General features: G+C 42.2%; 17 protein-coding genes. 8 read left to right on the top strand and 9 right to left on the bottom strand.

The window, feature by feature from the left end; genetic code table 11:
* Positions 1-10: 10 nt before the first annotated feature.
* Complete coding sequence (locus tag H9Y05_RS10295; RefSeq protein WP_216714228.1) at positions 11-952, top strand: collagen-like triple helix repeat-containing protein; 942 nt, start codon at positions 11-13, stop codon at positions 950-952.
* Positions 953-979: 27 nt separating this feature from the next.
* On the opposite strand, the gene H9Y05_RS10290 is transcribed toward H9Y05_RS10295, so the two are convergent.
* From H9Y05_RS10290 to H9Y05_RS10275, 4 genes are read right to left on the bottom strand one after another with little or no spacing between them, the layout of a single operon-like run.
* Positions 980-1747, bottom strand: a complete 768-nt coding sequence (locus tag H9Y05_RS10290) for a toxin-antitoxin system YwqK family antitoxin (protein WP_216714227.1) — start codon at positions 1745-1747, stop codon at positions 980-982.
* Positions 1744-2295 carry a D-glycero-alpha-D-manno-heptose-1,7-bisphosphate 7-phosphatase gene (locus H9Y05_RS10285; protein ID WP_216714226.1) on the bottom strand — a complete coding sequence of 184 codons (552 nt, stop codon included), beginning with the start codon at positions 2293-2295 and terminating at the stop codon, positions 1744-1746. The genes H9Y05_RS10290 and H9Y05_RS10285 overlap by 4 nt, the downstream gene beginning before the upstream one ends.
* Positions 2296-2298: 3 nt before the next feature.
* Entirely contained in the window at positions 2299-3249 is a 951-nt protein-coding gene (locus H9Y05_RS10280) for a glycosyltransferase family 2 protein (RefSeq protein WP_163491661.1), read from the bottom strand.
* Between the two features lie 51 nt (positions 3250-3300).
* Positions 3301-5631, bottom strand: coding sequence for a choice-of-anchor B family protein (locus H9Y05_RS10275; protein ID WP_216714225.1), 2331 nt, complete (start codon positions 5629-5631; stop codon positions 3301-3303).
* A 158-nt stretch (positions 5632-5789) separates the two neighbouring features.
* On the opposite strand from H9Y05_RS10275, the gene H9Y05_RS10270 reads away from it, so the two are divergent.
* The 4 genes from H9Y05_RS10270 to H9Y05_RS10255 all read left to right on the top strand — a co-directional run bounded on the left by H9Y05_RS10270 (position 5790) and on the right by H9Y05_RS10255 (position 15391).
* Positions 5790-9791, top strand: coding sequence for a PKD domain-containing protein (locus tag H9Y05_RS10270; RefSeq protein ID WP_216714224.1), 4002 nt, complete (start codon positions 5790-5792; stop codon positions 9789-9791).
* Between the two features lie 174 nt (positions 9792-9965).
* Positions 9966-13469 (top strand): cytochrome c biogenesis protein, encoded by a 3504-nt coding sequence (gene ccsA, locus H9Y05_RS10265; RefSeq protein ID WP_216714223.1) that lies wholly within the window; start codon positions 9966-9968, stop codon positions 13467-13469.
* Between the two features lie 76 nt (positions 13470-13545).
* Positions 13546-14427, top strand: coding sequence for a 30S ribosomal protein S6--L-glutamate ligase (gene rimK / locus H9Y05_RS10260; protein ID WP_163491665.1), 882 nt, complete (start codon positions 13546-13548; stop codon positions 14425-14427).
* The gene (locus H9Y05_RS10255; protein WP_216714222.1) at positions 14411-15391 is read left to right on the top strand and encodes a succinylglutamate desuccinylase/aspartoacylase family protein; all 981 of its coding nucleotides are present in this window, start codon (positions 14411-14413) and stop codon (positions 15389-15391) included. The genes rimK and H9Y05_RS10255 overlap by 17 nt, the downstream gene beginning before the upstream one ends.
* 9 nt (positions 15392-15400) lie before the next feature.
* On the opposite strand, the gene H9Y05_RS10250 is transcribed toward H9Y05_RS10255, so the two are convergent.
* From H9Y05_RS10250 to H9Y05_RS10230, 5 genes are all read right to left on the bottom strand, one after another.
* Positions 15401-15982 carry a riboflavin synthase gene (locus H9Y05_RS10250; RefSeq protein ID WP_216714221.1) on the bottom strand — a complete coding sequence of 194 codons (582 nt, stop codon included), beginning with the start codon at positions 15980-15982 and terminating at the stop codon, positions 15401-15403.
* A 60-nt stretch (positions 15983-16042) separates the two neighbouring features.
* Entirely contained in the window at positions 16043-16759 is a 717-nt protein-coding gene (locus tag H9Y05_RS10245; protein WP_216714220.1) for an energy transducer TonB, read from the bottom strand.
* A gap of 10 nt (positions 16760-16769) precedes the next feature.
* A complete protein-coding gene (murQ, locus tag H9Y05_RS10240; RefSeq protein ID WP_163491669.1) occupies positions 16770-17579 on the bottom strand; it encodes an N-acetylmuramic acid 6-phosphate etherase in 810 nt (269 codons plus the stop codon).
* Between the two features lie 100 nt (positions 17580-17679).
* Positions 17680-18177: a phosphoribosyltransferase family protein gene (locus H9Y05_RS10235; protein ID WP_163491670.1), complete on the bottom strand. Its 498-nt coding sequence runs from the start codon at positions 18175-18177 to the stop codon at positions 17680-17682.
* 124 nt (positions 18178-18301) lie between these two features.
* Positions 18302-19300 carry a glycosyltransferase family 9 protein gene (locus H9Y05_RS10230; RefSeq protein ID WP_216714219.1) on the bottom strand — a complete coding sequence of 333 codons (999 nt, stop codon included), beginning with the start codon at positions 19298-19300 and terminating at the stop codon, positions 18302-18304.
* 141 nt (positions 19301-19441) lie between these two features.
* Here H9Y05_RS10230 and rimP point away from each other — a divergent pair, with 141 nt between their 5' ends.
* From rimP to infB, 3 genes are all read left to right on the top strand, one after another.
* A complete protein-coding gene (gene rimP, locus H9Y05_RS10225) occupies positions 19442-19918 on the top strand; it encodes a ribosome assembly cofactor RimP (RefSeq protein ID WP_163491672.1) in 477 nt (158 codons plus the stop codon).
* A gap of 6 nt (positions 19919-19924) precedes the next feature.
* A complete protein-coding gene (gene nusA, locus H9Y05_RS10220; RefSeq protein WP_163491673.1) occupies positions 19925-21160 on the top strand; it encodes a transcription termination factor NusA in 1236 nt (411 codons plus the stop codon).
* Positions 21161-21223: 63 nt separating this feature from the next.
* The gene (gene infB / locus H9Y05_RS10215; protein WP_163491674.1) at positions 21224-23965 is read left to right on the top strand and encodes a translation initiation factor IF-2; all 2742 of its coding nucleotides are present in this window, start codon (positions 21224-21226) and stop codon (positions 23963-23965) included.
* Positions 23966-24189: the final 224 nt, after the last annotated feature.

Here is a 24189-nt window from a genome sequence, read left to right as displayed (position 1 = left end):
AAAGCACATTATGAAACTATCATCTTTTTTTGGAGCATTACTAATCAGTGGAATGTTGTCAGCTCAGGCACCGCAATCGTTCACCTACCAATCTGTAATCAGAAACAGTACGGATCAGTTGGTAACTAATTCACCTGTTGGAACGCGCATTTCCATTTTACAGGGAAGCGTTACGGGAGCGGTTGTTTATGCTGAAACACACAATGCATCTACGAATGCGAATGGATTACTGTCATTGGTGATCGGAGCAGGAACAGTTCAAAACGGCACATTCTCTTCGATTAACTGGGGAAGCGGACCTTATTTTATAAAAACAGAAACAGACCTTAACGGAGGTACCAATTATGTATTGACAGGAACACAACAATTGATGAGTGTTCCGTATGCATTGTATGCAGAGACTGCAGGTACAGCAACAAACGGGACACCTGGACCTCAAGGACCAGCAGGTCCACAAGGTCCCGCGGGACCAGCAGGCACGCCTGGAGCACCAGGTGCTGTGGGAGCAACCGGACCAGCCGGAACAACCGGACAATATGCCGCTACCGTTTTCTCTACCGGACAGTTGGCATTGACACAAACAGTGACCAGTTATACATTGATTCCCGGATTGACACAGACGATTACCGTTCCTGCGAATGCAAAAGTGTATGTTTCAACCAACGGAGGATTCCAGAATGCAGGAACAGGTACATCATATGCCGCAGCTGATTTTGCAATTTATATAGATGGGGCTGCAAGCTCTGTTCAGCGTCAGGTTGTTGCCGCTAACACATCCGGACTGGGACAAATCATGTCGCAATGGACCTTGTCAGGAGTGTTTAACCTGGCCGCAGGATCACATACCATTCAGGTACGTGCAAAAGACGCCGGAGGTACAGCTGATGGAAATGCCGGAGGTTCAAATGATTTGATCAAAGGAAACCTTACGGTGCTGATCATTAAAGAATAAAAAAACGAACAACCATTACGAAAGGGGTCAGTCTTTACCATTGGGATTGATCCCTTTTTCTTTCATCTGCTGGAGGAGACTTTTCAGTTCATCTCCTTCAACCAGCCTTCCGAAATGGTAATACCTTCTCTGGCCTTCTGTACCGTTTTTATTGTAACCGATGAACCAGCCGTGCATCTGACCGTTTTGGTAATGCTCTACCGACATTTTCTTTCCGTCCAACTCATATTCAACCCATTCTCCATGTCTCCGGTGGTTTTTGAACTGCCCTGTTTTACGAACGACTTTGGTCGGGTAATATTCTGTAAATTTTCCTTCAACTTGCCCGTTCAGGTAGTTGTACACAGAAATCACTGTTTCTTGCCGGTCTTGCGGATCTGAAGGTAAATAATAGAGTTTCTTTTCTCCGTTGAGCAGGTCATTTTTATAGGTTTCCGTCATGGTAATTCTTCCGTCTTCATTGAAACTTACCCAAACACTGTCTTTTTTCATGTTGCGGTAAATTCCGTGTGACATCAGTTTTCCGTTTTCAAAATAATAATAGGCTTCTGAGCGTGTGGAGTTATCATCGTGCTTGATGATTGCCTTAATTTTGTTGCTGGGATAATTGTAGGTAAATGTACCAACAGGTTTGTCGTTTTTGAATGTACCTTTGTACATAATTACAGAACTGTTCGGGTGTTTTTTGATCCATTCACCTTGCTTTCTTCCCTGGGCATCCTTTTGATTGATTTGCCCGAATACACTTGAACCCGTTAAAATGACACTTAGTGAGATTGCCAACAATCTGATCATAGTATTTCAGCTTTTATTCTGTTTTTTAATTCTTCCAGACTTTGAACAGTAAGATCTGCCGGAACGGCAAGTTCTTTACCGGTTGAAATCCGTACAGTTTTCATTCCAAGTTTTATACCAAATTCAATATCCGTATCACTGTCACCTACCATCACTGACCTGTGAAAATCAATGTCGGGATAGTGCCTTTTAGCCAGAAGTCCCATTCCCGTATTGGGTTTTCTCAATAAATTAGTGTCGTGATGCAAATCCGGTGCATGATAGCAGTGCGTTATTTTTCCTCCGGACATTTCCACTTGTTTTGCCATATAACGATGGATGTCCGAAAGGTTACCTTCTGTCATTAATCCCTTTCCGATTCCCTGTTGATTGGTGACAACAAATACGTACTTGAAGAGGTGTGACAATTCTGCAATTGCGGAGCAGGCGCCCGGTAAAAATTCAAATTCATCAACTGATTGGATATATCCTCCGATCTTTCGGGTGTTGATCACACCATCCCGGTCTAAGAATAAAGACCAGGTTGAATCAATGTTCCAATTCTTCATGGTTTAAATTTCTTTTTCGATCAGGTACACGTTTCTGGTCGAAGAGTTCCTGCCGATCAGTTCCGCAAGAAACCCTGCGAGGAAAAACTGAACTCCGATAACCATTGCGGCTAAACAGATGTAGAATTCCGTTCTATCAGAAATTTTCATGGCTCCCTGGTTGATAAATAACTTATCGATCGTCAGGTAAAGTGTGAGCCCGAACCCGATCAGGAACATCACAATACCGATGGCACCGAAGAAGTGCATAGGTTTTTTACCGAATTTCCCCATAAACACGACGGAAATCAAATCCAACGGACCATTGACAAAACGGTTTAACCCGAATTTTGTAACGCCGTATTTTCGTGCTTTATGCTGAACCACTTTCTCTCCGATTTTCGAAAAACCGGCGTTCTTTGCCAGTACAGGAATATACCGGTGCATATCCCCGTAAATTTCGATGCTTTTGACAACGGAATATTTATAGGCTTTTAATCCGCAGTTGAAATCGTGCAGGTAAATGCCGGACAAGCGTCTTGCTGTCCAGTTGTATAGTTTTGTCGGAATTGTCTTTGAAATGGGATCATACCGTTTTTTCTTCCATCCGGATACCACGTCCAGATCTTCTTCTGTGATCATCCGGTAAAGTTCAGGGATTTCATCCGGAGAATCTTGTAAATCTGCATCCATGGTGATGACAACGTCCCCCCGGACCGCCTCAAATCCTTTTTGCAATGCGGCAGATTTACCGTAGTTGCGTTGAAATTTGATTCCCCTTACTTCTGAATGTGATGCAACAAGTCCTTCAATCACTTGCCATGAACGGTCCTTGCTTCCGTCATCTACAAAAATCACTTCGTACGAAAAAGTGTGCTGATCCATTACCTGTTTGATCCACGCATGCAATTCCGGAAGTGATTCGTCCTCATTGTATAGCGGGATAACAACCGATATATTTAATTTTTCCTCCAATGTTCTCAATACTTGCAGACAAATATAATCAAGTTAGCGTACATAAAGGTGTCAATTTTTCACAATTCGGAAAGTCGTTGTTCCAATTGTAATCAAATACATTCCGGAATGTAACAGAGTCGTGTCGATCCCGGGAGATGAAGGAGCAAGTGTTCCCGTTAGCAACGTTCTGCCATTAATATCACAAATGGAATAACTTGCCTCGGCCTCTATGTTTCCAACTGTTATCTTGTTTTGAAAAGGATTTGGGTATACCGTCAGCTTTTCTTTCGATGAGGGTTCTTCTACAGACACGGTTGATTGATTGGTGACATATAAGTGATCAAATCCTGCTTCCACAACGTTCCAGTCAGGCGGATAATCGGACGTTTCAATCAGGAGCTGCATTGTCGCTGTCACAGGAAGGTAATCGAGTACCCGTATGGAGGCATGTTCCCAATTATTCATAACATCACGTACTTTCAAGACATCTACCCGGACAGTTTGAGAGCCGTTTAGGATGGATATCGTCAGTGAGTCAACGGGAGGTGTTTCTCCGTAACGGGTGTAAAACCATTTGAAATAATTGATGTGCGGATCAGAATACCCGGTTAAATCCATCATTGGAGAAAAAAGCTGAACATTGCCGCCATCCACTTCATCAATGGTAAAGTTATAGTTGTGCGTGTTTCCGGTTACGTAAGCATATTTACCGCAATCCCACGGTGCATCTCTGTCCGGATTGGCAGTTTCCTGCGTTTCAAACGGAATATCCCTTGTCCACAAACCACTCACAGCACTTCCGGTGGCATACCATCCGAAATCGAATGTGAAGTCATCGTAATATCCTTTTTTCAGCGAAACAGTGAAATCTTCGGAGAACTGATCCAGTACCAGATCGTAACAGGTTGAATAATATCCCCATTTCCCAACCGTTATAGTATACATTCCTTCGTAATAAAGTGTCATGTCCTCTTCACCGATTCCATTTGTAATGCCGTCATGGGAAATTAATTCGTTCTCAATCCGGATAGATGCACTTGGCAGCACGTCTCCGGTTGCTTCATCAACAACAGTAATGGTGAGGTCGTATGGAGGGATGGGAATCATTTGAACGTTATGGGTTGTAATAACTCCGTTTTGTATCACAACGTTATCGGTTTCCGTATAGTAACCTACTTTTGAATAGCTAACTGTAACCACGCCTCCGTGTGCCCTTCCGGTAGCGTAGAAACCATTGGTGTTAGTCGCATTATCATGATCCCAGTTCGCGATGCTGATTTCAACATTGTCAATCGGAAGTCCCGTAGAAATGTCAGTAACAGTTCCTTCCAGGTAAGCTGCTTGTTGATAGGTTGCTCCCAACACGAACAATCCATATTCCCGGTCCGTTGCCAGTACATTCCCCGAAGGAAGATACGGATAGGCGCCCCAGCAACCGTCAAAGCCGGGAGTCTGATACGGATAGGTGTCATAATGACCAACTTCGATCATATTGTACGGATAAGTGACATCATGAATGGTTATACCATCCGAGTAATAACTTGTAACAATAAAATTATTGATAAAGTGGGTATTGTGCGGAACAACATTTTTCCCGGGAGAACTCTGAATCCGGTCCAATTCAATCATATTGGAAGGATTGCTTATGTCATAGGCGGCGATGTATGCCCCAATTACTTCATCCGTTGTAAATGCATAGTTGCCGTCAGGTGTCGGCCAGATATTGTGAGTGAAATTAGAAGGAGTCGTTTTTGTTCCTAATAATACGGGATTGCTTTTGTCGGTAATGTCCACAACACTGAAAAATCCTTCATAAATGTGAGCGAGATACATGGTGTCATTTTGGACAACACCATCGTGGCAGTACCAGTTATCGAACTCACCAACAATGACAGGGTTCATCGGGTCGGTCTGAATGTCCAGAATCTGAGCACCTCCGTTTCCGATGTTAGAACCAAATAAATAACAATAACCGTCTGCTGCAAAAACCGTGTGTGCCCTTGCGTAGTTAACACCTCCGTCTCCATAGTAATAACTGACTGGTAAATCGGCCGATTGCGGCAGAGGGGACAGATCAATGATCAATAGTCCATTGGTAGCTTCCGTTGTGATATACGCGTAATCTCCCCAGGTAACCATGTCCCGCCAGACGGATTCCATTCCGGGTTCCCAGAAAACTTCCACCGGATTTTCGGGATCGGAAATATTAACAATAGAAGTACCTTTTGTTGTGCCGACAATTGCGTATTCATTGCCTTCCTCATCAACATATGCCCAGATGTCATTTAGCTGTGCTGTGTGCAGTGCCTGGTAATCAACCCGTGAAAGTAACTCCATATTCAGTTGTGAAAAGGAAGTAATAAGGTGCAGGGAAAAAAGTGTAATCAGAATATGTTTCATAAGATGGATTCGTCTATACTCGTGTAAAGATAGTGATTAAAGTAGTTCTTTTGAGGAAGATAAATAAAGATTTTAATGAGTTTTTATGTGAAAATTGGCAACTAATTAAAAAAAAATCCGTTCTTTAGTGAGGAAACTACAATTATTATACTAATCATATGCAACAAAAACCGTATCTACTTCTGCTTGCGCTATTTTGTGCTTCTTACTTATTCGGACAAGGAGAAGCGAATAATTGGTATTTTGGAAATTACGCCGGATTGAGTTTTAATTCAGATCCGCCGGTCGCTTTAACCAACGGAGCACTCACCACTTCAGAGGGATGTGCCACCATTTCTGATGCAGCAGGAAATTTATTGTTTTACTCCGATGGGTTGAATGTCTGGAACAGGAATCACGTGATCATGTCAAACGGAACGGGATTATTAGGGAATCCTTCTTCCGCACAATCGGCAATTATTATTCCTAAGCCCGGAAGTACCACGAATTATTACATTATCACCGTGCCTGAAGCGGGTGCTGTCGGGATGCGTTTCAGTGAAATTGATATGACACTGGCGGGAGGGCTTGGAGCCATACTTCCCGGGAATAAAAACACATTGATGTTCGCTCCTTCTTCTGAGAAAGTAACGGCTGTAAAACATGCTAACGGGATATATTACTGGGTAGTAGGACGTGAAAACGGTTCGAGTAAAAAATACGTTTCTTTTTTAATTGATTGCAATGGAGTGAATACCACACCTGTGGAATCGGTAGTCGGAATCACAAACGGAGAAAACTGGGGATACCTGGTCGCTTCGCCGAATGCAACAAAATTAGCATCTGCCAGTACTTCTACAGGAATTGAGGTGACTGATTTTGATAACTTAACAGGTGTTGTTTCCAATGCCGTTGCGTTGGGAGCGTTGAATTATTTTGGGTACAACAATGGAAGTTACGGAGTCGCATTCTCACCTAATAGTAATTTATTGTATGCGACAAATATTCATAACTGGGCATTGGCGCAATGGGATTTGACAGCAGCGAATATACCGGCTACTGAAACATTAATCGGGTATACCAGCGGAAGCTCCGGAACCCGTCCTTCATACAATGGTGGCGCACTACAGTTGGCGAGCGATGGAAAAATTTACGTTGCAGAAATAGGGCTGAGTAGTTTGGGGGTTATCAACAATCCGAATGTTCCGGGAGCAGGATGTAATTTCGTCGCATCACAGGTAGGACTGGCAGGGCGGATATGTGTCCTGGGACTTCCTCCCTTTGTAACATCTTTCTTAATCAGTGATTCGGATATTACCTATACGAATGATTGTGTAGAAAGTTCAACCTCATTTAGCATTACCGGTGCTGCGGTATTGGATTCTGTACGATGGAATTTCGGAGATCCGGTATCAGGAAGTAATAACGAAAGTACGGCGTTGGTTCCCGTTCATACATATAACACGCCTGGTACATATAATGTAACGCTGATCCGTTACATTGCCTGTGTGGAGGATACAATCAATACCCAGATAACCATACATGACTACAAGCGGTATACAAAAAACATTAGTTTATGTTTCGGAGAAAACTTTACCCTTCCGGGAGGAGCGGTTGTGAATCAATCGGGAACATATATTGATACATTGGCGACAACTTCTCTTCCTGCTTGTGATAGTATTGTTACAACAATTATTACGGCACCTTCCCTGTCTTTTACCCTGACGAATGATACCAGTATTTGTATTGGTAATTCCGTTCAATTGGACGCGCAGGGAGGAGTTGAATACGAATGGGATGCTGATCCTACACTGAGTTCAACAACAATTCCGGATCCGGTAGCAACACCTGTTGTGACGACAACCTACACGGTGCGTACAAAAATGCAGGTGGGAGACAACCTGGTGGTCAACGGTGATTTTGAAGCCGGAAACACAGGGTTTAGTTCCGGGTATATTTATAGTCCACCGAACCCGCTGGGACCTCCCGGACACTATACCGTTGCTCCGAACGTGACAAATGGCTGGTGGCCGACAGGATGCGGTGATCATACTTCAGGTTCCGGTAACGCGTTAATTATGGATGGTGCGGATGGTACCAGTGGTGTTGCTGCTGGAACCAGTTACTGGTGCCAGACCATTCCCGTGGAACCGAATACGGAATATGCATTTTCTTCCTGGCTGATCAATGTCAATGGAACCGGAAATACATCCACACTGGGGTTTGAGATTAACGGGGCCCAGATCGGAACTCCTCAAACAACTCCGTTGGCTTCTTGTCAGTGGAATGAGTTTTATGTGATTTGGAATTCAGGGAGTGCTACTTCGGCAACGATTTGCCTTTCTGAAACTTCAGGTGGACAACCGGGGAACGATTTCGCGATTGATGACATCTCATTTTATAAATTGTGCGAGGTAGTTGACAGTGTTGAAGTAGTAGTCAGTAATCCGCAACCTGCAATCAATCCCCCCGTCAATGTGACTTGTAACGGATTGAGTAATGGTTCGGCTAATGCCAGTGTAACGGGAGGAATCGCTCCATATGTTTACAGCTGGAACACAACGCCTGTTCAATCAACGGCAAATGCGGTGAATTTACCGGCGGGAACGTATGTTGTAACCATTACCGATGCGATCAATTGTGTAGTTGATTCTTCTGTTACGATCACAGAACCTGCTGTTCTGACACCGGTTATTTCAGCACAGACAAATGCTTCCTGTTACCAGTCAACAGACGGGACGGCAACTGTTTCAGTAACCGGAGGAACAGCTCCTTATTCATATAGTTGGAATACCATTCCTGTCCAGACAACAGCTGTCGCTACCGGATTGGCTGCAGGTGCATATAGAGTTGTCGTAACCGATTCGAATAACTGTGTAGATTCCGTCTCCGTACTAATAGGGCAACCAACAGCTCTAAGTATTGCAGTGATCGATCAAACGGATGTGTCCTGCTTTGGGCTAAGTGATGGAAGTGCCGAAGTTCAGGCAAGCGGGGGAACCGCTCCCTATCAATACAGCTGGAATACGGCTCCTGTTCAAACAGGAGCGGTGGGAACGAACCTTACTGCCGGAAATTACATCGTAACAGTGACCGATGATAATGCATGTACAACTACCTTATCTGTAGCCATTGATGAACCTGATGTGTTGCAGCTGTCAGTCGGAGCAAGTCACTTGCTGATTTGTCCCGGTGATTATACAACCATCACAGCAAATGCGACAGGAGGAACAACCCCGTATTCCATTACCTGGACTCAGGGATTGCCCGCGAATCAATGGAGTCATTCCGTGTCACCTACAGGTTCAACAACTTATTCCGCTACAGTTACCGATTCAAATGCATGTCAGCACACAGCACAGCTTGTTGTTGATGTGGTACAGCTACCAGTTGTGAGTTTTTACGGGACAAACCTCGTTGGGTGTGTACCATTGACAACAGCATTTCAGAATACATCTACGGGAAATTATGCGAGTTGTGAATGGACCATGGAAGATGGTACTTTGATCAACGGGTGTACAGATATTTCAAATACATTTGAGGTTCCCGGGTGTCAGGATGTAACCTTGACGCTGACAACAATTGAAGGATGTACGAATAGTCATACTATTACAGACTATGTATGTGCGGAACCGGCACCAGTTGCAGATTTTTTCATTACTCATCAGCAACTTTCCGGTTTCGGTACAAGTGTTGAATTTGAGAATATGTCACAGCATGCAACGAATTATTTCTGGGATTTCGGGGATGAGACGGGGTTTTCATATCTGGAAGATCCGACACATGAATATTCAAACGACATGAGTGCTGCTTATACGGTCATGCTGGTTGCATCCAATACCATCGGATGTTATGATACAACGTATTTGATTGTGCGGATTGATGAGGTGCAATTATTTTATGTTCCGAATACCTTTACACCGGATGGCGACCAATTTAATCAAACGTTTAAGCCGGTTATCAGTTCAGGAATTGATATCTATAATTATAGTCTCACGATATATAACAGATGGGGCGAATTGATTTTCGAGTCAAGGGACGTCGAAGTAGGGTGGGATGGTGTTTCTCACCGGACAGGGGTGCTGTGTCAGGATGGAACTTATGTCTGGAAAATTGAGCTCAAATCCAGAAGTGTAGATGAACGGAAAACGATTCACGGAACGGTCAATTTAATCCGGTAAAGAAGTGCCTTTTGTTGTTTATTGTTCTGCCTGCGCTTGAAAATCAACAGGTGTAAAAAGAATTGTTAGATCAGGAATGAATAAAAGATGGGAATATTGTTTTTTATTCCTTAAATCATGTCGCGTTATCCTTTTACAATGCTTATTTTTGCCCCGAAACTAAATGAGGTGAGCATGAATAAGTTTTTACGTGAGTTCTTCTCCATGAGAATGATGGCGCTGGGGTTGATTGTCTTTTTGTTTGCAATAGCTGTCGCTACTTTTTTAGAATCCATCTACAACATTCAAACAGCGAAATTGATCATCTACAATGCGATCTGGTTTGAAGTGTTGCTGGTCTATCTCGGAATCAGTTTGATCGTCAATATTTTCAGGTACCAAATGTGGAAACGTGAGAAAATTGCGATGCTGATGTTCCACCTCTCGTTTATCGTGATTTTGATCGGAGCCGGGATCACGCGGTATGTTAGTTTCGAAGGAATCATGAAACTTCCGGAGCCGGACCCGCAAACAGGAATTCTCAGACCAGTTGATTTTATTTATTCCGCAGATCCGCGACTGAAAATTTTTATTGAGAATAAATACGTGGAAGAAACGATGTATTTATCGGAACAAGTAAAGACAAATTTTAATGTTGATTTTGATTTTCCGGAAAAAAACAAAAAAATCAATGTGGAGTTGATCGATTTCCAGTCTAAACACATTGACAGTTTGGTTGTGAACGATACCATTTCTGACTATGTATTGAATATTGTGACGGGAGGAAATGTTTCCAACTACCTGGCTGAAGGCGACTTCATGATGATTGGTAATATTCCGTTGTCATTCGCGAAAAAAGACCTGATGCCCGGAGGCATTGAATTGTACCGCATCGAAGGGAAAATGATGCTCAGGACAGGTATTCCGATGAGGTACCTGCCAATGGCTCAGATGCAGAAGATTCGCCAGACCGGAATGGATGTTCCGGATTCCATGTATGTTCAGATTCCTGCAGATACACTTGTTCCGTTTAACACGACAACATTGTACTATATTGACGAACAATCATTCGTGTTCAAGGAAATCATCAACCATGCGAAAGTGATGCGGGTTCCTTCCGGTCGTAAAGACGTGGGAGAAGATTTTGTTACCTTGAAAATTACAGATGGAAAAGACGTTAAAATTGTTTCTGTTCCGGGTGGTATGGGAGTTATTGCAACAGAAGAGCGGTTTACATTCAACGGAATGTTGTACAGCATTCAATACGGCTCCGTTCCTGTGCGTTTGCCTTTCTCCGTAGCTTGTAACGAATTTACGTTGCACAAGTATCCGGGATCGGATGCCCCGTCTTCTTATGAAAGTATTGTAACCGTTACAGACCCGAGAAACGATGCGAAAAAAACACAGAAAATCTTTATGAACAATGTGATGGATTACGAAGGATACCGCTTTTTTCAGTCCTCCTACTTTCCGGATGAAACAGGAACGATTTTAAGTGTCAACCATGATTGGTGGGGGACAACAATTACTTACATTGGTTACCTGATGATGTCCATCGGAATGCTGTTGTCGCTGTTTGCTCCTGTTGGAAGATTCAAAGAACTTAATGAGAAATTGCGAAAAATAAAAGAAAAGCGTGCGAAAGCGGGAATGATGAGTCTGTTTCTGTTGATTAGTGTTTCAACGTTTGCACAGGAGCAAGATTACCATGTGCACGAGGACGGTTCTATTCACTACGGTTCACATGAAGAAGTACAGCCGGAGCAGGCAGCAGAAGAGCATGTACATGACCATACACATGAGCACAATCATCAACAGGCAGCTCCGCCGGTAAAAAGCAAGATGGCATTGTATGTGTCGGAAGCGCATTCGGATAAAATCGCTCGTTTAATGGTACAGGATTTTGACGGACGCATTGCTCCGTTTCATACCCTGTGTGATGAAATTCTTCGCAAACTGTACCGGGGAAATAAATTCGATGACGGAGACCATACCTATAATGCTGTCCAGACAGTGTTGAGTATGCACATGACTCCTGAAGCATGGTTGGATAAAAAGATTATCTATGTTTCCAAGGTATTGAGGGAGCCACTTGGTATTGAAGGGACGTATGCATCGTTCATGGATTTGATCGACGAACAGAAAGGTGATTTCAAACTGGCGGATGAATACCAGATTGCACATCAGAAATTAGATAAAGAAAAAGGAGAGTTTGACAAACAACTCATCAAGTTGGTAGAGCGTTTCCAGGTATTTTCCGAAATTCAGTTGTGGGCGTATATGCGTATCTTACCGATTCGTAACGACGGTAACAATACCTGGTTTCAGCCAATGTCCAATGAAGTGATGACGCAGGAACCGGAATTATTTGCCGCGACGATGGATTACTTCAAAGCTGTTTTTGAAGCGATGGGAACGAAAGATTACACCAAAGCAGATGCAGAATTGATGAAGGTAAAGAAATTGCAACGTGATGCTGCGGGTAAGGTTGCTCCTTCTGAGTCGAAGATCAATCTGGAAGTTACTTATAACAAAATGACGATCTTCAGGAATGCACAGTATTCTTATTTATTGTTTGGATTTGTTCTGCTAATTATCTTTTTGGTGAGAATTCTGTCAAATAAAGGTGGAAAAGAAGGAAAGGGAATCAAGGTTACGAAGAATATATTTAAATCACTGGTTGTTATTATTTTTCTCTATCACGGAACGGGATTGGGAATGCGTTGGTATATCTCAGGACATGCACCATGGAGTAACGGATATGAAGCAGTGGTATTCATTGCCTGGGTAACTGTACTGGCAGGATTCCTGTTCTCAAAGAAAAATCCGGTTATCCTTGCTGCGACGTGTATCCTGGCATTCTGTATGTTGTTTGTGACGGAAATGAACATCCTGGATCCTGAAATTACCCCGCTTGTTCCTGTGTTAAAATCCTATTGGTTGATGATTCACGTGGCTATCATAACCGGAAGTTATGGGTTCCTTGGATTGGGCGCTATTCTTGGATTGATCAACATGTTGTTATATGTTTTAAGGGATAAGCACAATGGAAAGATTTTGACCTGGAACATCAATGAATTAACTTACGTCTCTGAAATGACGACGACAATCGGGCTTTTCATGTTGACGATCGGAACCTTCCTTGGAGGTGTTTGGGCCAACGAATCGTGGGGTAGGTACTGGGGATGGGATCCGAAAGAAACATGGGCGCTGGTTTCCGTATTGGTATATGCTGTTCTATTACACTTGCGCTTTATCCCGGCGTTGAAAGGAAAGTTCTTGTTCAATGCAGTTAGCTTTTGGTCGTATGCGGCGATCTTGTTTACATTCTTCGGGGTAAACTTCTACCTGGTAGGACTCCATTCCTATGCACAGGGCGATGGGTTGGGTGAATTCCCGTTTGGAGTTGTTGTTGCAGTTGTAGCATTTTATGTGTTTACAGAAATCGCAGCATTACAAAGCAAACGTTATTCAACAGACAAGTCACAGTTGTCACTTGGATATTTCCTGAAGAAAGCGATTATTACAACTGTTGTTTTTGGTGTGATTTACTTCCTGTTCGTCGTGTTGCATGTCATTGAATTAAGTGTCTGTCTTGATATTTCGTGGAAAACAGCTGCGATTGTTGTGGTGACGAACCTCTTGTTATTTGCGTACCAGTCAATCCGACCGAATGAACCGGTGAAACTGATCGATTGATTTTGACAGAAACTTTTTGACAGAAGACTTGTTTGAATAATAAATTCAGTTACTTTCGTAGTTTATAATTCATCAAATGAAAATAGGAGTACTGTCCAGAAACGAAAATCTTTATTCGACCAGAAGATTGGTTGAAGCGGCGGAAGAAAGAGGTCACGAAGTGAAAGTGATTGATCACTTAAAGTGCAATATTGAAATTGAACAAAGTGGCCCTCGTTTGTACTACGACGGTTCCTACCTGGAAGAATTTGATGCTGTTATTCCCCGAATCGGTGCATCCGTTACATTTTACGGAACAGCTGTTGTACGTCAGTTCGAAATGATGAATGTCTTTACCGTTGCAGGTTCGCGTGGAATTATCCACTCACGGGATAAACTTCGTTGTTTACAAGTGTTGTCAAAAGAAGGAATCGGTTTGCCGAAAACCGTGTTTACCAACTATTCGAAAGATGTAAAACACGTTGTGAAATCTGCCGGAGGGGCGCCAGTTGTATTAAAATTACTGGAAGGCACACAAGGATTGGGAGTTGTATTGGCTGAAAACCAAAATGCGGCTCAGTCTGTACTGGAGGCTTTCAATGGATTGAAGGCACGTGTAATTGTGCAGGAATTCATTCATGAAGCAAAAGGAGCAGATATTCGTGCGTTTGTTGTCGATGGACAAGTGGTAGGAGCAATGAAGCGTCAAGGGAAAGAAGGGGAATTCCGTTCAAACCTGCACCGTGGAGGAAGTTCAGTTGTGATTGAACTGACTCCGGAAGAAAAAGCAACGGCAATTCTTGCTTCAAAAGCGGTTGGTCTGGCTGTTGCAGGTGTTGACATGTTGCAATCGGAGCGCGGCCCTCTCGTATTGGAAGTGAATTCATCACCCGGGCTGCAGGGGATTGAAAAAACAACAGGATTAGATATTGCAGGAAATATTATCGAGTACATTGAACGGAATGTCGTCACGAAATAAGGTAACGAATAAAAAACTGATTATTCTCGGGCAGGAAATTATTCCCGGGAAGAACTATGAGTTGAACCTCAGTGTGGCAAAACTCCATACAAGTACACCGGTTCAGATTCCGATTGTGGTAGAACGTGCAAAAGAAGACGGCCCGACAGTTGTACTGATGGCCGGCATGCACGGTGATGAAATCAATGGTATTGAAATCATCCGGCGAATCATCCGAAAGAAATTGCACAAACCAACGAAAGGTACAGTGATCTGTATTCCGATCTTTAATATTTTCGGATTTTTAAACTTAAAAAGAGAACTGCCAGACGGGCGCGACCTGAACCGGAGTTTTCCAGGAAGTTCAAATGGTTCGCTTGCATCACAGTTTGCTTTCCAGTTTATGAAAGAAATCGCTCCGGTTGCGGATGTGATCATTGATTTTCATACAGGTTCCGCCCAACGAAACAACTACGCGCAAATCCGATGTGATTTTGACGATGCACGCAGTGTGGAACTTGCAAAAGTATTCAATCCGCCGATCATTCTGGACTCCACATTGATTCCTAAAACAATTCGCGAAGCCATTCAGCGGATTGGAAAACAATACTTATTATTTGAGGGGGGAAAAACCAATTCGATCGAAGAGACAATTGTTGAAGAAGGAATTAACGGAGCTAAATTGATTCTTAACTACTTTGGAATGCGTTCGTTCAAGATTGATATTTCTTTTGGCAGGACACCTGTCTTTATGGAACAGTCTAAATGGTTGCGGGCCCCCAATTCCGGTTTGTTTTTAGCGCAGGTTAAAAATGGAAGCCCGGTAAAAAAAGGAGAACTGCTGGGAATCATTATGGATCCGTTTGGGAAAATCGAACGGAAAATAAAAGCAACAAAAGATGGATTTGTGCTGTGTGTGAATGAAGCACCTACCGTTTACAAAGGAGATGCTATTTTTCACATCGGGAAGGAAATCGTAATGTGACGATTTGATTTATTTTCTACCCAATAATTTTGCTACATACTTTCCGATAATGTCAAATTCCAGGTTGACACGGTCTCCGACTTTCAACTCATGAAAATTGGTGAATTCGTAGGTGTAAGGAATGATGCAAACAGAAAATGACCGCTCATTTGAGTCCACGACTGTTAAACTTGTTCCGTTGATGGTAATTGAACCTTTCTCTACTGTTACATCGTCAGAAGTGTAAGCGAACGTATATTTCCAGCTCCCGTTTTGTGCTTCTACTGCGGTACATTCAGCCGTTGTATCTACGTGTCCCTGAACAATATGCCCGTCCAAACGACCATCCATCACCATGCAACGCTCCAGGTTTACTTTGGTTCCAATATGCCAGCTTCCAAGATTTGTTTTGTCCAACGTTTCCCGGATTGCCGTAACCGTATAGCTGTCCTCCGTTAATGCGACAACTGTCAAACAACACCCATTGTGGGCTACGCTTTGATCAATTTTTAATTCATTCACGAAATCTGCGGTTACTTCAAAATGAATGTTGTCATTTTCCTTTGTAATGCTTCTGACAACTCCTGTTTGTTCAACAATTCCTGTAAACATAGCTTGAAAATTTGGAGTACAAAGATAAGGAAAATTTGTCCCAAGAAATTAGTTTGGATTTTACTTAAAAGTAATAGGTAAAGAAAAGAAAGATGTTCTTCTGTTTCCATTGATATCTATTGCCGGACTCCATGTAGGCATCGAACGTACAACTCGTTTTGCTTCGTCATCAAGAAGTTCAAAACCGGAACCTCTAGCAAGTCTTATATTTGAAACAGAGCCATCTTTTTCTACTACGAATTGAACAACAGCTCTTCCTGACATAGGGTGTTTATATACTTCTATTGGATAGATGATTGCTTGTGAAATGAAATCAAGCATTTTAATAGATCCACCAACAAACATAGCTTCTGTTTCCATTGTATCACTATAGGGCATTTTCTCATTCAGTGATACTTTATTCTTTTCTTGAGAAATTAATTTTTCATTTTTTTGTTGCTCAATAAAAGCCTTTTCAAATTCATTGGTTGGATAAAGGTAAATAGTTTGTTTTGTTCTATAATGGTTTTCTATCGTGAAATTTCTAGGCTTGTATTTCCCTGAATGATGTGAAATGATTATCTGATATTCTATATCAGTTTCAGGGAAGTTGAACAAATAAGTAGATTGATTCGATAGATATATACTGTCAACAGAAGTAGTTTTAGTATTTGTAATCAATAATAGAGAATTTTCTAATGACTGCCCCATTAATCCTTCTCGAATATCCAGAATGATTACTTGCCCCCATGTAATAAGTGATCGTTGTATTATGAAAAACAATAATAAAATTCGCATCTATAGCATTTTAATACTTATTATATAACTCCACAACCTTTCTCACAGATCCGTGTAATTTTAACAACTGTTCCGCTTCTTCGTATGTAATTCCGGTTTGCCGGATGATCATGTTCACGCCTCTGTCGACCAATTTATTGTTGCTGAGCTGCATGTCCACCATTTTATTGCCTTTTACATGCCCCAGTTTAATCATCAGCGAGGTGGAAATCATATTGAGTACCAGTTTCTGAGCGGTTCCTGATTTCATACGTGTACTTCCGGTTACGAACTCAGGTCCTACCTCGGGAGTGATGGCATGTTGTGCCAATTGCGAAAGCGGATTCCCGGGATTGCAGGAGATGGATGCAGTCAGCAATCCTTCTTCGTTTGCTTTTTTAATCGCTCCGATGACATAGGGCGTTGTTCCCGAAGCGGCAATGCCAACAAGTGTATCGTTTGAATTGATGTTGTGTTCCTGTAGATCGGCCCATCCTTGTTGCATATCATCTTCTGCGAATTCCACTGCTTTTCGAATCGCGGCATCTCCTCCGGCGATGATTCCTACGACTTTTCCGTGTGGAACACCAAAGGTTGGCGGACATTCGCTTGCGTCAACAATTCCCAGGCGTCCACTGGTTCCTGCACCAATGTAAAACAGGCGTCCTCCGTCTTTCATCCGTTCATAACACGCATTTACAAAGGATTCAATGTTAGGAATTTCCAGTTCAACGGCTTCGGCTACTTTTCTGTCCTCCCGATTAATGTTTGTCAACAGTTCCAGAGTAGAAAGATTTTCCAATCCGTCGTATAATGAGTCTGCTTCGGTTGTTTTTTTCATGCTTTTAACACGTTTGATGAAAATAGGTTGTTCTCCTTCCGCTACTGGTTTTAATGCTGTGAGGCATAAGTGGTGATTTGTTTAATTAATTACGGTTGTGTTAAAACAATTGTGCCGAATAATTTCCTTCAGCAAGTGAAACTTCAACGTGATCCATCAAAATAGTTGTTAAGCGCAATCCGAAAAAATTCGCCTTGATCGGGTATCTCCGGTGTTTCCTGTCAATCAGTACAACGGTGTATATTTTGTACACCGGTTGCTCCAGGATTTTCATCAGTCCGTACTGCATTGTTTTTCCCGAATTCAACACATCATCCACCAGTACGACTGTTTTATCATTGAGCTCTTGCGGATCAATGGTTAATTGAATCGGTTGGGAAAGCGGCTGTTCTTTGTCCAAAATTACTTCAAAAAGCACAATTTTCTGATCAGAATTATGTTCAATGATTTTTTTTAGTTTTTCAGCAAGCACAATACCGTTTCCTGTTATCCCTCCGATATAAATTGTATCCAATTCAAACGTATTCTCGATCAATTGAAAAGCCAGTCGGTTTATTTTCTGTTCAATTTGCGTATGTGTAAGAATGATTTGTTTCATCGGGTCAACGGATTTTTGACAAAGATAATGAAAACCTGTTTGGAGATTCATGAAGTCAACGAAAAATCGGCAGATCGCAATATGCCGATATCGCAATTATTTATTGTTGGGATAAAAAACGAAGTTAGGCATCCATCCGTTCACGTAAATCAGCTATGATCGCGCCGGTATCTTGTAGGGTCATGCAATTAAAATGTTTTTTCGGGCAACTTTTATAACCAATCTTTGAGCAGGGACGGCAATGGAGGTTCTTTACTTCGTGAATGCTGTACAATTCTTTGTTGTTCGGGTAATAAGGGTACATCCCCAGTTCCGGGACGGTATTTCCCCACACACTTACGATCGGAATACCAAATGCTGTTGCAATGTGCATCAACCCGGTGTCGTGCGTAAGAATTGTTTTTGCCTGTGCAACAATCGAAGCAGATTGCAACAATGAAAATTGGCTGATTGCATTGATCACCGGTTGAGAATGATTTTTTAGCTCCTGTTCCAATAGCGTTCCTCGTTCTACGTCTGTTGATCCTCCGAGGAGTACAATCGGGTGGTTGATTTTCGAAAGAATGGAAATCAACAGTTCTTCCGGCATTGTTTTCGTGGCAAATTGAGCGCCTACAGCAACTGCCAGGTACTTTTTCGGAGCAAGTCCGAGCGCTTCTTGTGTATTAATGACATGGGCGGTATTGAACGTGAGTTCACACGTCTTGTGGTCATTTTTAACTCCAATTGCTTTTACTGCGCCAAAATAGCGGTCCACAATGTGAATTTCAGGAAGTTTATTCAGCTTGAAATTCACAAGCAGCCATTTTTGGAAATTCAGTTTGTCAAAAGAGTAGCTTTTAACACCTAAACTTTGTTTCAGGCGCAATGTCCGGATATTCTTATGCAAGTCAATAATGCAGTCATATTTTTCCGCTTTCAGTTGATCAATGATTTCTGAAACAGATTTTTCAATGACGTACAATTTTGAAACGTGTGGATTTTCTGCCAGCAGCGCCGCAAATGATTTTTTAGTGATGTAATGCGTCTCAACATTCGGAAGTTGTTCGTGTATGGCACGAATAACAGGTGTTGTAAGCACAATGTCACCAATAGAGCTGAAACGGACAATCAAAATCTTCACGGTTCAAATTTAATGAAAAACTATTCATGGCAATTTTTCAACAAAATATTGTAGTTTTCAAAAAAATACGTATATTTGCACTGTATTTAAGAAAAATAGTGTGAATGAGGGGACGAAAGTCCCCTCTTTTTATACCAAAAGATGATAAGTAAAGCACGAGTAGAAGAATTGATAAATGAACGCATTGCCGAACTGAACAATGGTTTATTTGTTGTAGAGCTTTCCATTTCTTCATCTAATGTGATCAATGTTGAACTGGATAAGCACGAAGGGGGCGTTTCTGTAGAGGATTGCATGTCGGTATCCAGAAATATAGAGCACAACCTGGATCGTGAACAGCAGGATTTTGAGCTCAATGTGTCTTCCGCAGGATTGGATCGCCCATTAAGAGTTTTACCCCAGTACAGAAAAAACATCGGACGTACGGTCAAAGTTGTAAAGCTGGATGGGGTGAAACTGGAAGGAACGTTGGTTGATGTAAATGAAGAGCGAATTGTTCTGGAGAAATCCCGCAAGGAAAAACAGGAAGGAAAAAAGAAAAAAGAAATTATTGTCGAGCAGCACGAACTGCCATTCAGTAATATAAAGGAAACTAAAATTGTTATTTCATTTAAATAGGTAAATATGAATAGCCTTGAATTAGTAGAGTCGTTTTCGGAGTTTAAAGAGTTGAAAAGCATCGATAAACAGACGATGCAACACGTACTGGAAGACGTATTCCGAGCAATGTTGAAGAAAAAATTCAACACAGACGAACACATTGATATCGTTGTGAACATTGACAAAGGAGACGTTCAGATTTTCTTGAATAAAGAAATTGTTGACGATGGAGAAGTAGAAGATCCGAACACAGAAATAGCTTATTCTGACGCAATTAAAATCGAACCTGATTTTGAGATCGGGGAGGAGGTGACGGAAGAATTTAAGTTTGCAGATTTCGGACGCAGAAATATCTTGTCACTTCGCCAAAACCTGATTTCAAGAATCATGGAATTGGAAAAAGATAATTTATACAAAGTATATAAAGAGCGCATTGGTGAGATTATTACCGGTGAAGTGTATCAGGTGTGGAAAAAAGAAATCCTGGTATTGGACGATGAAGGGAATGAGTTGATCCTTCCGAAATCCGAGCAGATTCCTTCTGATTATTTCAAGAAAGGTGAAGCGATTCGAGCGGTAGTATCTAAAGTGGATATGAGAAACTCGCAACCGACGATTATTCTTTCAAGAACTGCTCCTGAATTCCTGGAGCGTTTATTCGAATTGGAGGTGCCGGAAGTATTCGACGGTTTGATTACAATCAAACGCATTGTTCGTGAACCGGGAGAAAGAGCGAAAGTAGCAGTTGAGTCATACGATGACCGAATTGATCCGGTTGGGGCATGTGTCGGAATGAAAGGATCGCGGATTCATGGAATTGTTCGTGAATTGAGAAATGAAAACATTGACGTGATCAACTTTACGACAAATTCTCAATTGTTTATTCAACGTGCATTGTCTCCTGCTAAAATTTCATCCATTGAAATTGAAGAGGAACAAAAAAGAGCACGTGTTTACCTTCGTCCTGATCAGGTATCTCTTGCAATTGGTAAAGGAGGGCATAACATTAAACTGGCAGGTCGCCTGACAGGTTATGAACTGGATGTGTACCGCGAAGGAGAGGTTGACGTAGATGATGTTGATTTGGATGAATTTGCAGATGAAATCGATGGATGGATCATCGATGAATTGAAGGCAATTGGCTGTGACTCAGCAAAATCTGTGTTGGAGATCGGGGTTCATGACCTTGTTCAACGTACGGATTTGGAAGAAGAGACAATTGAAGAAGTGTTTAAAATACTACGCGCTGAGTTCGAATAATTAAAATCAAACCGTATATTTAAACAGAATTTTAGAAACAGTTAAAAAAGGACGCACAATTTTATGGCGGGAAAACCAATAAGACTAGGAAAGGCGGCAGGGGAACTCAATGTAGGAATCTCCACGTTGGTCGACTTCCTGGATAAAAAAGGAGTTAAGATCGATGGCAATCCAAATTTTAAGTTGGAGGAGGAACATTATGTCCTCTTGCGACAGGAATTTGCAGCTGATCACGACTTAAAGGAGCAATCCAAACAGAATCCTGTAAAAAGAGAGAAGCGTGAAACCATTTCTCTCAAAGATACAAGAGAGCCTGAAGCGACACCAGCCCCTGAGAGTCCGAAAGAAACTCCAAAAGAGAAGGTCGCTGAGGAACCTGTAAAAGAGGAAACTCCGGAAGTAACCGAAGTAAAAGCTGATTCTGAAGCAAAAGTGGTTGGAGAAGGGGATGTAAAAGTGCAGGTAATCGGTAAAATCGATTTGGATGCACTCAACACAAGAACTCGTCCGGATAAGAAGAAGAAAGAAGAGACACCTGTAGAAAAAGAGGTCGAAAAGGCAGAACCTGTAAAGGAAAAAGAGCCGGTTGTTGAGAAAAAAGAAGAGCCAAAAGTTGTTGAACCGACAAAACCGGCTGTGGAAGATATCGAAACGATCCGTGTACAAAGCCAGACCCTTTCAGGACCGAAGGTTTTGGGTAAAATTGAGTTACCTGTTGAAAAACCGAAAACGTCGAATCAGCAATCTGCAAACAATGCCGACCGTAAAAAACGCAAGCGCATCAAGAAGATTGATGTGAATAAGCAAGCGCAACAACAGGCAGCAGGCCAGGGACAAAACAACAATAACAATAAAGGAAACTTTAAAAAAGGAGGAGGAGGACCACGTGTTGATAAACCGGAGATTTCCGAACAGGACATCCAGAAGGAGATCAAAGAAACATTGGCACGCCTTTCAAATAAAGGATCCAAGTCCAAAGGGTCGAAAAACCGTAAAGCAAAACGGGATATTTTTGCACAACGAAGACATGAGGAAGAATTAGCAGCGGAACTGGAAAGCAAAATCCTGAAACTGACAGAATTCGTTACAGTATCGGAGTTGGCCAACATGATGAATGTCCAGCCGACACAAGTTATCGCTGCGTGTATGTCATTGGGAATTTTTGCTTCGATCAACCAGCGTTTGGATGCTGAAACGATTCAGATTGTATCAGATGAATTCGGATTTGAAGCGGAATTTGTAAGTGCGGAAGTACAAGACGCAATTCCTGTTGTTGAAGATAAAGAAGAAGACCTGATTCCTCGCCCGCCGATCATTACGGTGATGGGACACGTTGACCACGGTAAGACATCTTTATTGGATAAAATTCGTAATGCAAATGTGACAGAGGGTGAAGCAGGAGGAATCACGCAGCACATCGGAGCGTATTCGGTGGTGAAAGATGGTAAAAAGCTGACATTCCTCGATACTCCCGGTCACGAAGCCTTTACGGCAATGCGTGCGCGTGGTGCACAGGTAACCGACGTTGCAATTATTATCGTTGCTGCAGATGATGATGTGATGCCACAAACAAAAGAAGCAATTTCACACGCTCAGGCAGCAGGTGTCCCAATGGTATTTGCCATTAACAAAATCGATAAGCCGGGAGCAAACCCTGATAAAATCAGAGAACAGCTTTCCCAAATGAATATTCTGGTAGAAGAATGGGGTGGTAAATACCAATCTCAGGAAATTTCTGCAAAACAAAACCTGAACATTGATTTGTTACTGGAAAAAGTATTGTTGGAAGCGGAAATCCTGAATTTGAGAGCAAATCCGAATAAAAATGCAGTCGGAGTTGTGATCGAGTCATCTCTGGATAAAGGGAAAGGATATGTGACCAACATGCTGGTGGAAGCAGGAACGTTGAAAGTGGGAGACGTAATCCTGGTTGGAAGAAACTACGGTAAGGTACGTGCTATGCACGACGAGAAAGGAAACGCATTGAAAGAGGCGGGACCGGCAACTCCGGTTTCGATCCTGGGAATCAACGGGGCTCCGAATGCAGGAGATAAATTTAACGTCATGGATGACGAGCGCGAAGCGAAATCAATTGCATCTAAACGTGAACAATTGTACAGAGAGCAAGGTCTCCGTGCAACAAAACACATTACGTTGGACGAAATTGGTCGCCGTTTGGCAATCGGAGATTTCAAGGAGTTGAACATTATCGTAAAAGGAGACGTGGATGGTTCAGTGGAAGCATTGTCCGATTCATTATTGAAGCTTTCTACGGAAGAGATCCAGGTAAATATTGTTCACAAAGGAGTCGGAGCTATTTCTGAGGCAGATGTAAACCTTGCTTCAGCATCTGATGCAATTATCATCGGATTCCAGGTAAGACCGGTTGTTTCTGCACGTAAACTGGCAGATAGTGAACAAATTGATATCCGATTGTATTCTGTTATCTACAAGGCGATTGAAGAGATCAAGTCGGCGATGGAAGGAATGTTATCCCCTGACATTGAAGAAAAAATTATCGGTTCAGCTGAAGTGCGTGAAACATTCAACATCTCTAAGGTTGGTACGATTGCAGGATGTTACGTGTTGGATGGAATCATCAAGCGTACATCTAAAATCCGCCTGATCCGTGATGGAATTGTGATCCATTCAGGAACATTAGGATCGTTGAAACGATTCAAAGATGATGTGAAAGAAGTGAAGAACAACTACGAATGTGGTTTGAATATCGATAAATTCAATGATATTCAGGTTGGAGATATCGTTGAAGCATTTGAAGAAGTAGAAGTAGCAAGAAAGCTATAATAACCATAAAACTCAAAAAACAACAGAGAAGGGGACATCGTCAGATGCCCCCTTTTTTACTTGATATACAACAGGTTTTCCGGTTTTTTGCCATATCGCCATATGGCGATATCGTAATATAGCAATATCACAATATGTCAATATAGCTTTTGCAGATTTGCACCAATCCGCCGGCTTAAAAATGTCTACTGCTACCTCTGTGAAAAACTCAGTTAGAAGGTAAC

Source organism: Taishania pollutisoli (genome assembly GCF_014518315.1).
In the GTDB taxonomy this organism is placed as follows: Bacteria; Bacteroidota; Bacteroidia; order Flavobacteriales_D; family Crocinitomicaceae; genus Taishania; species Taishania pollutisoli.
Note: the sequence above shows the minus strand (reverse complement) of the source record. Positions and strands in the feature narration are given on the sequence as shown.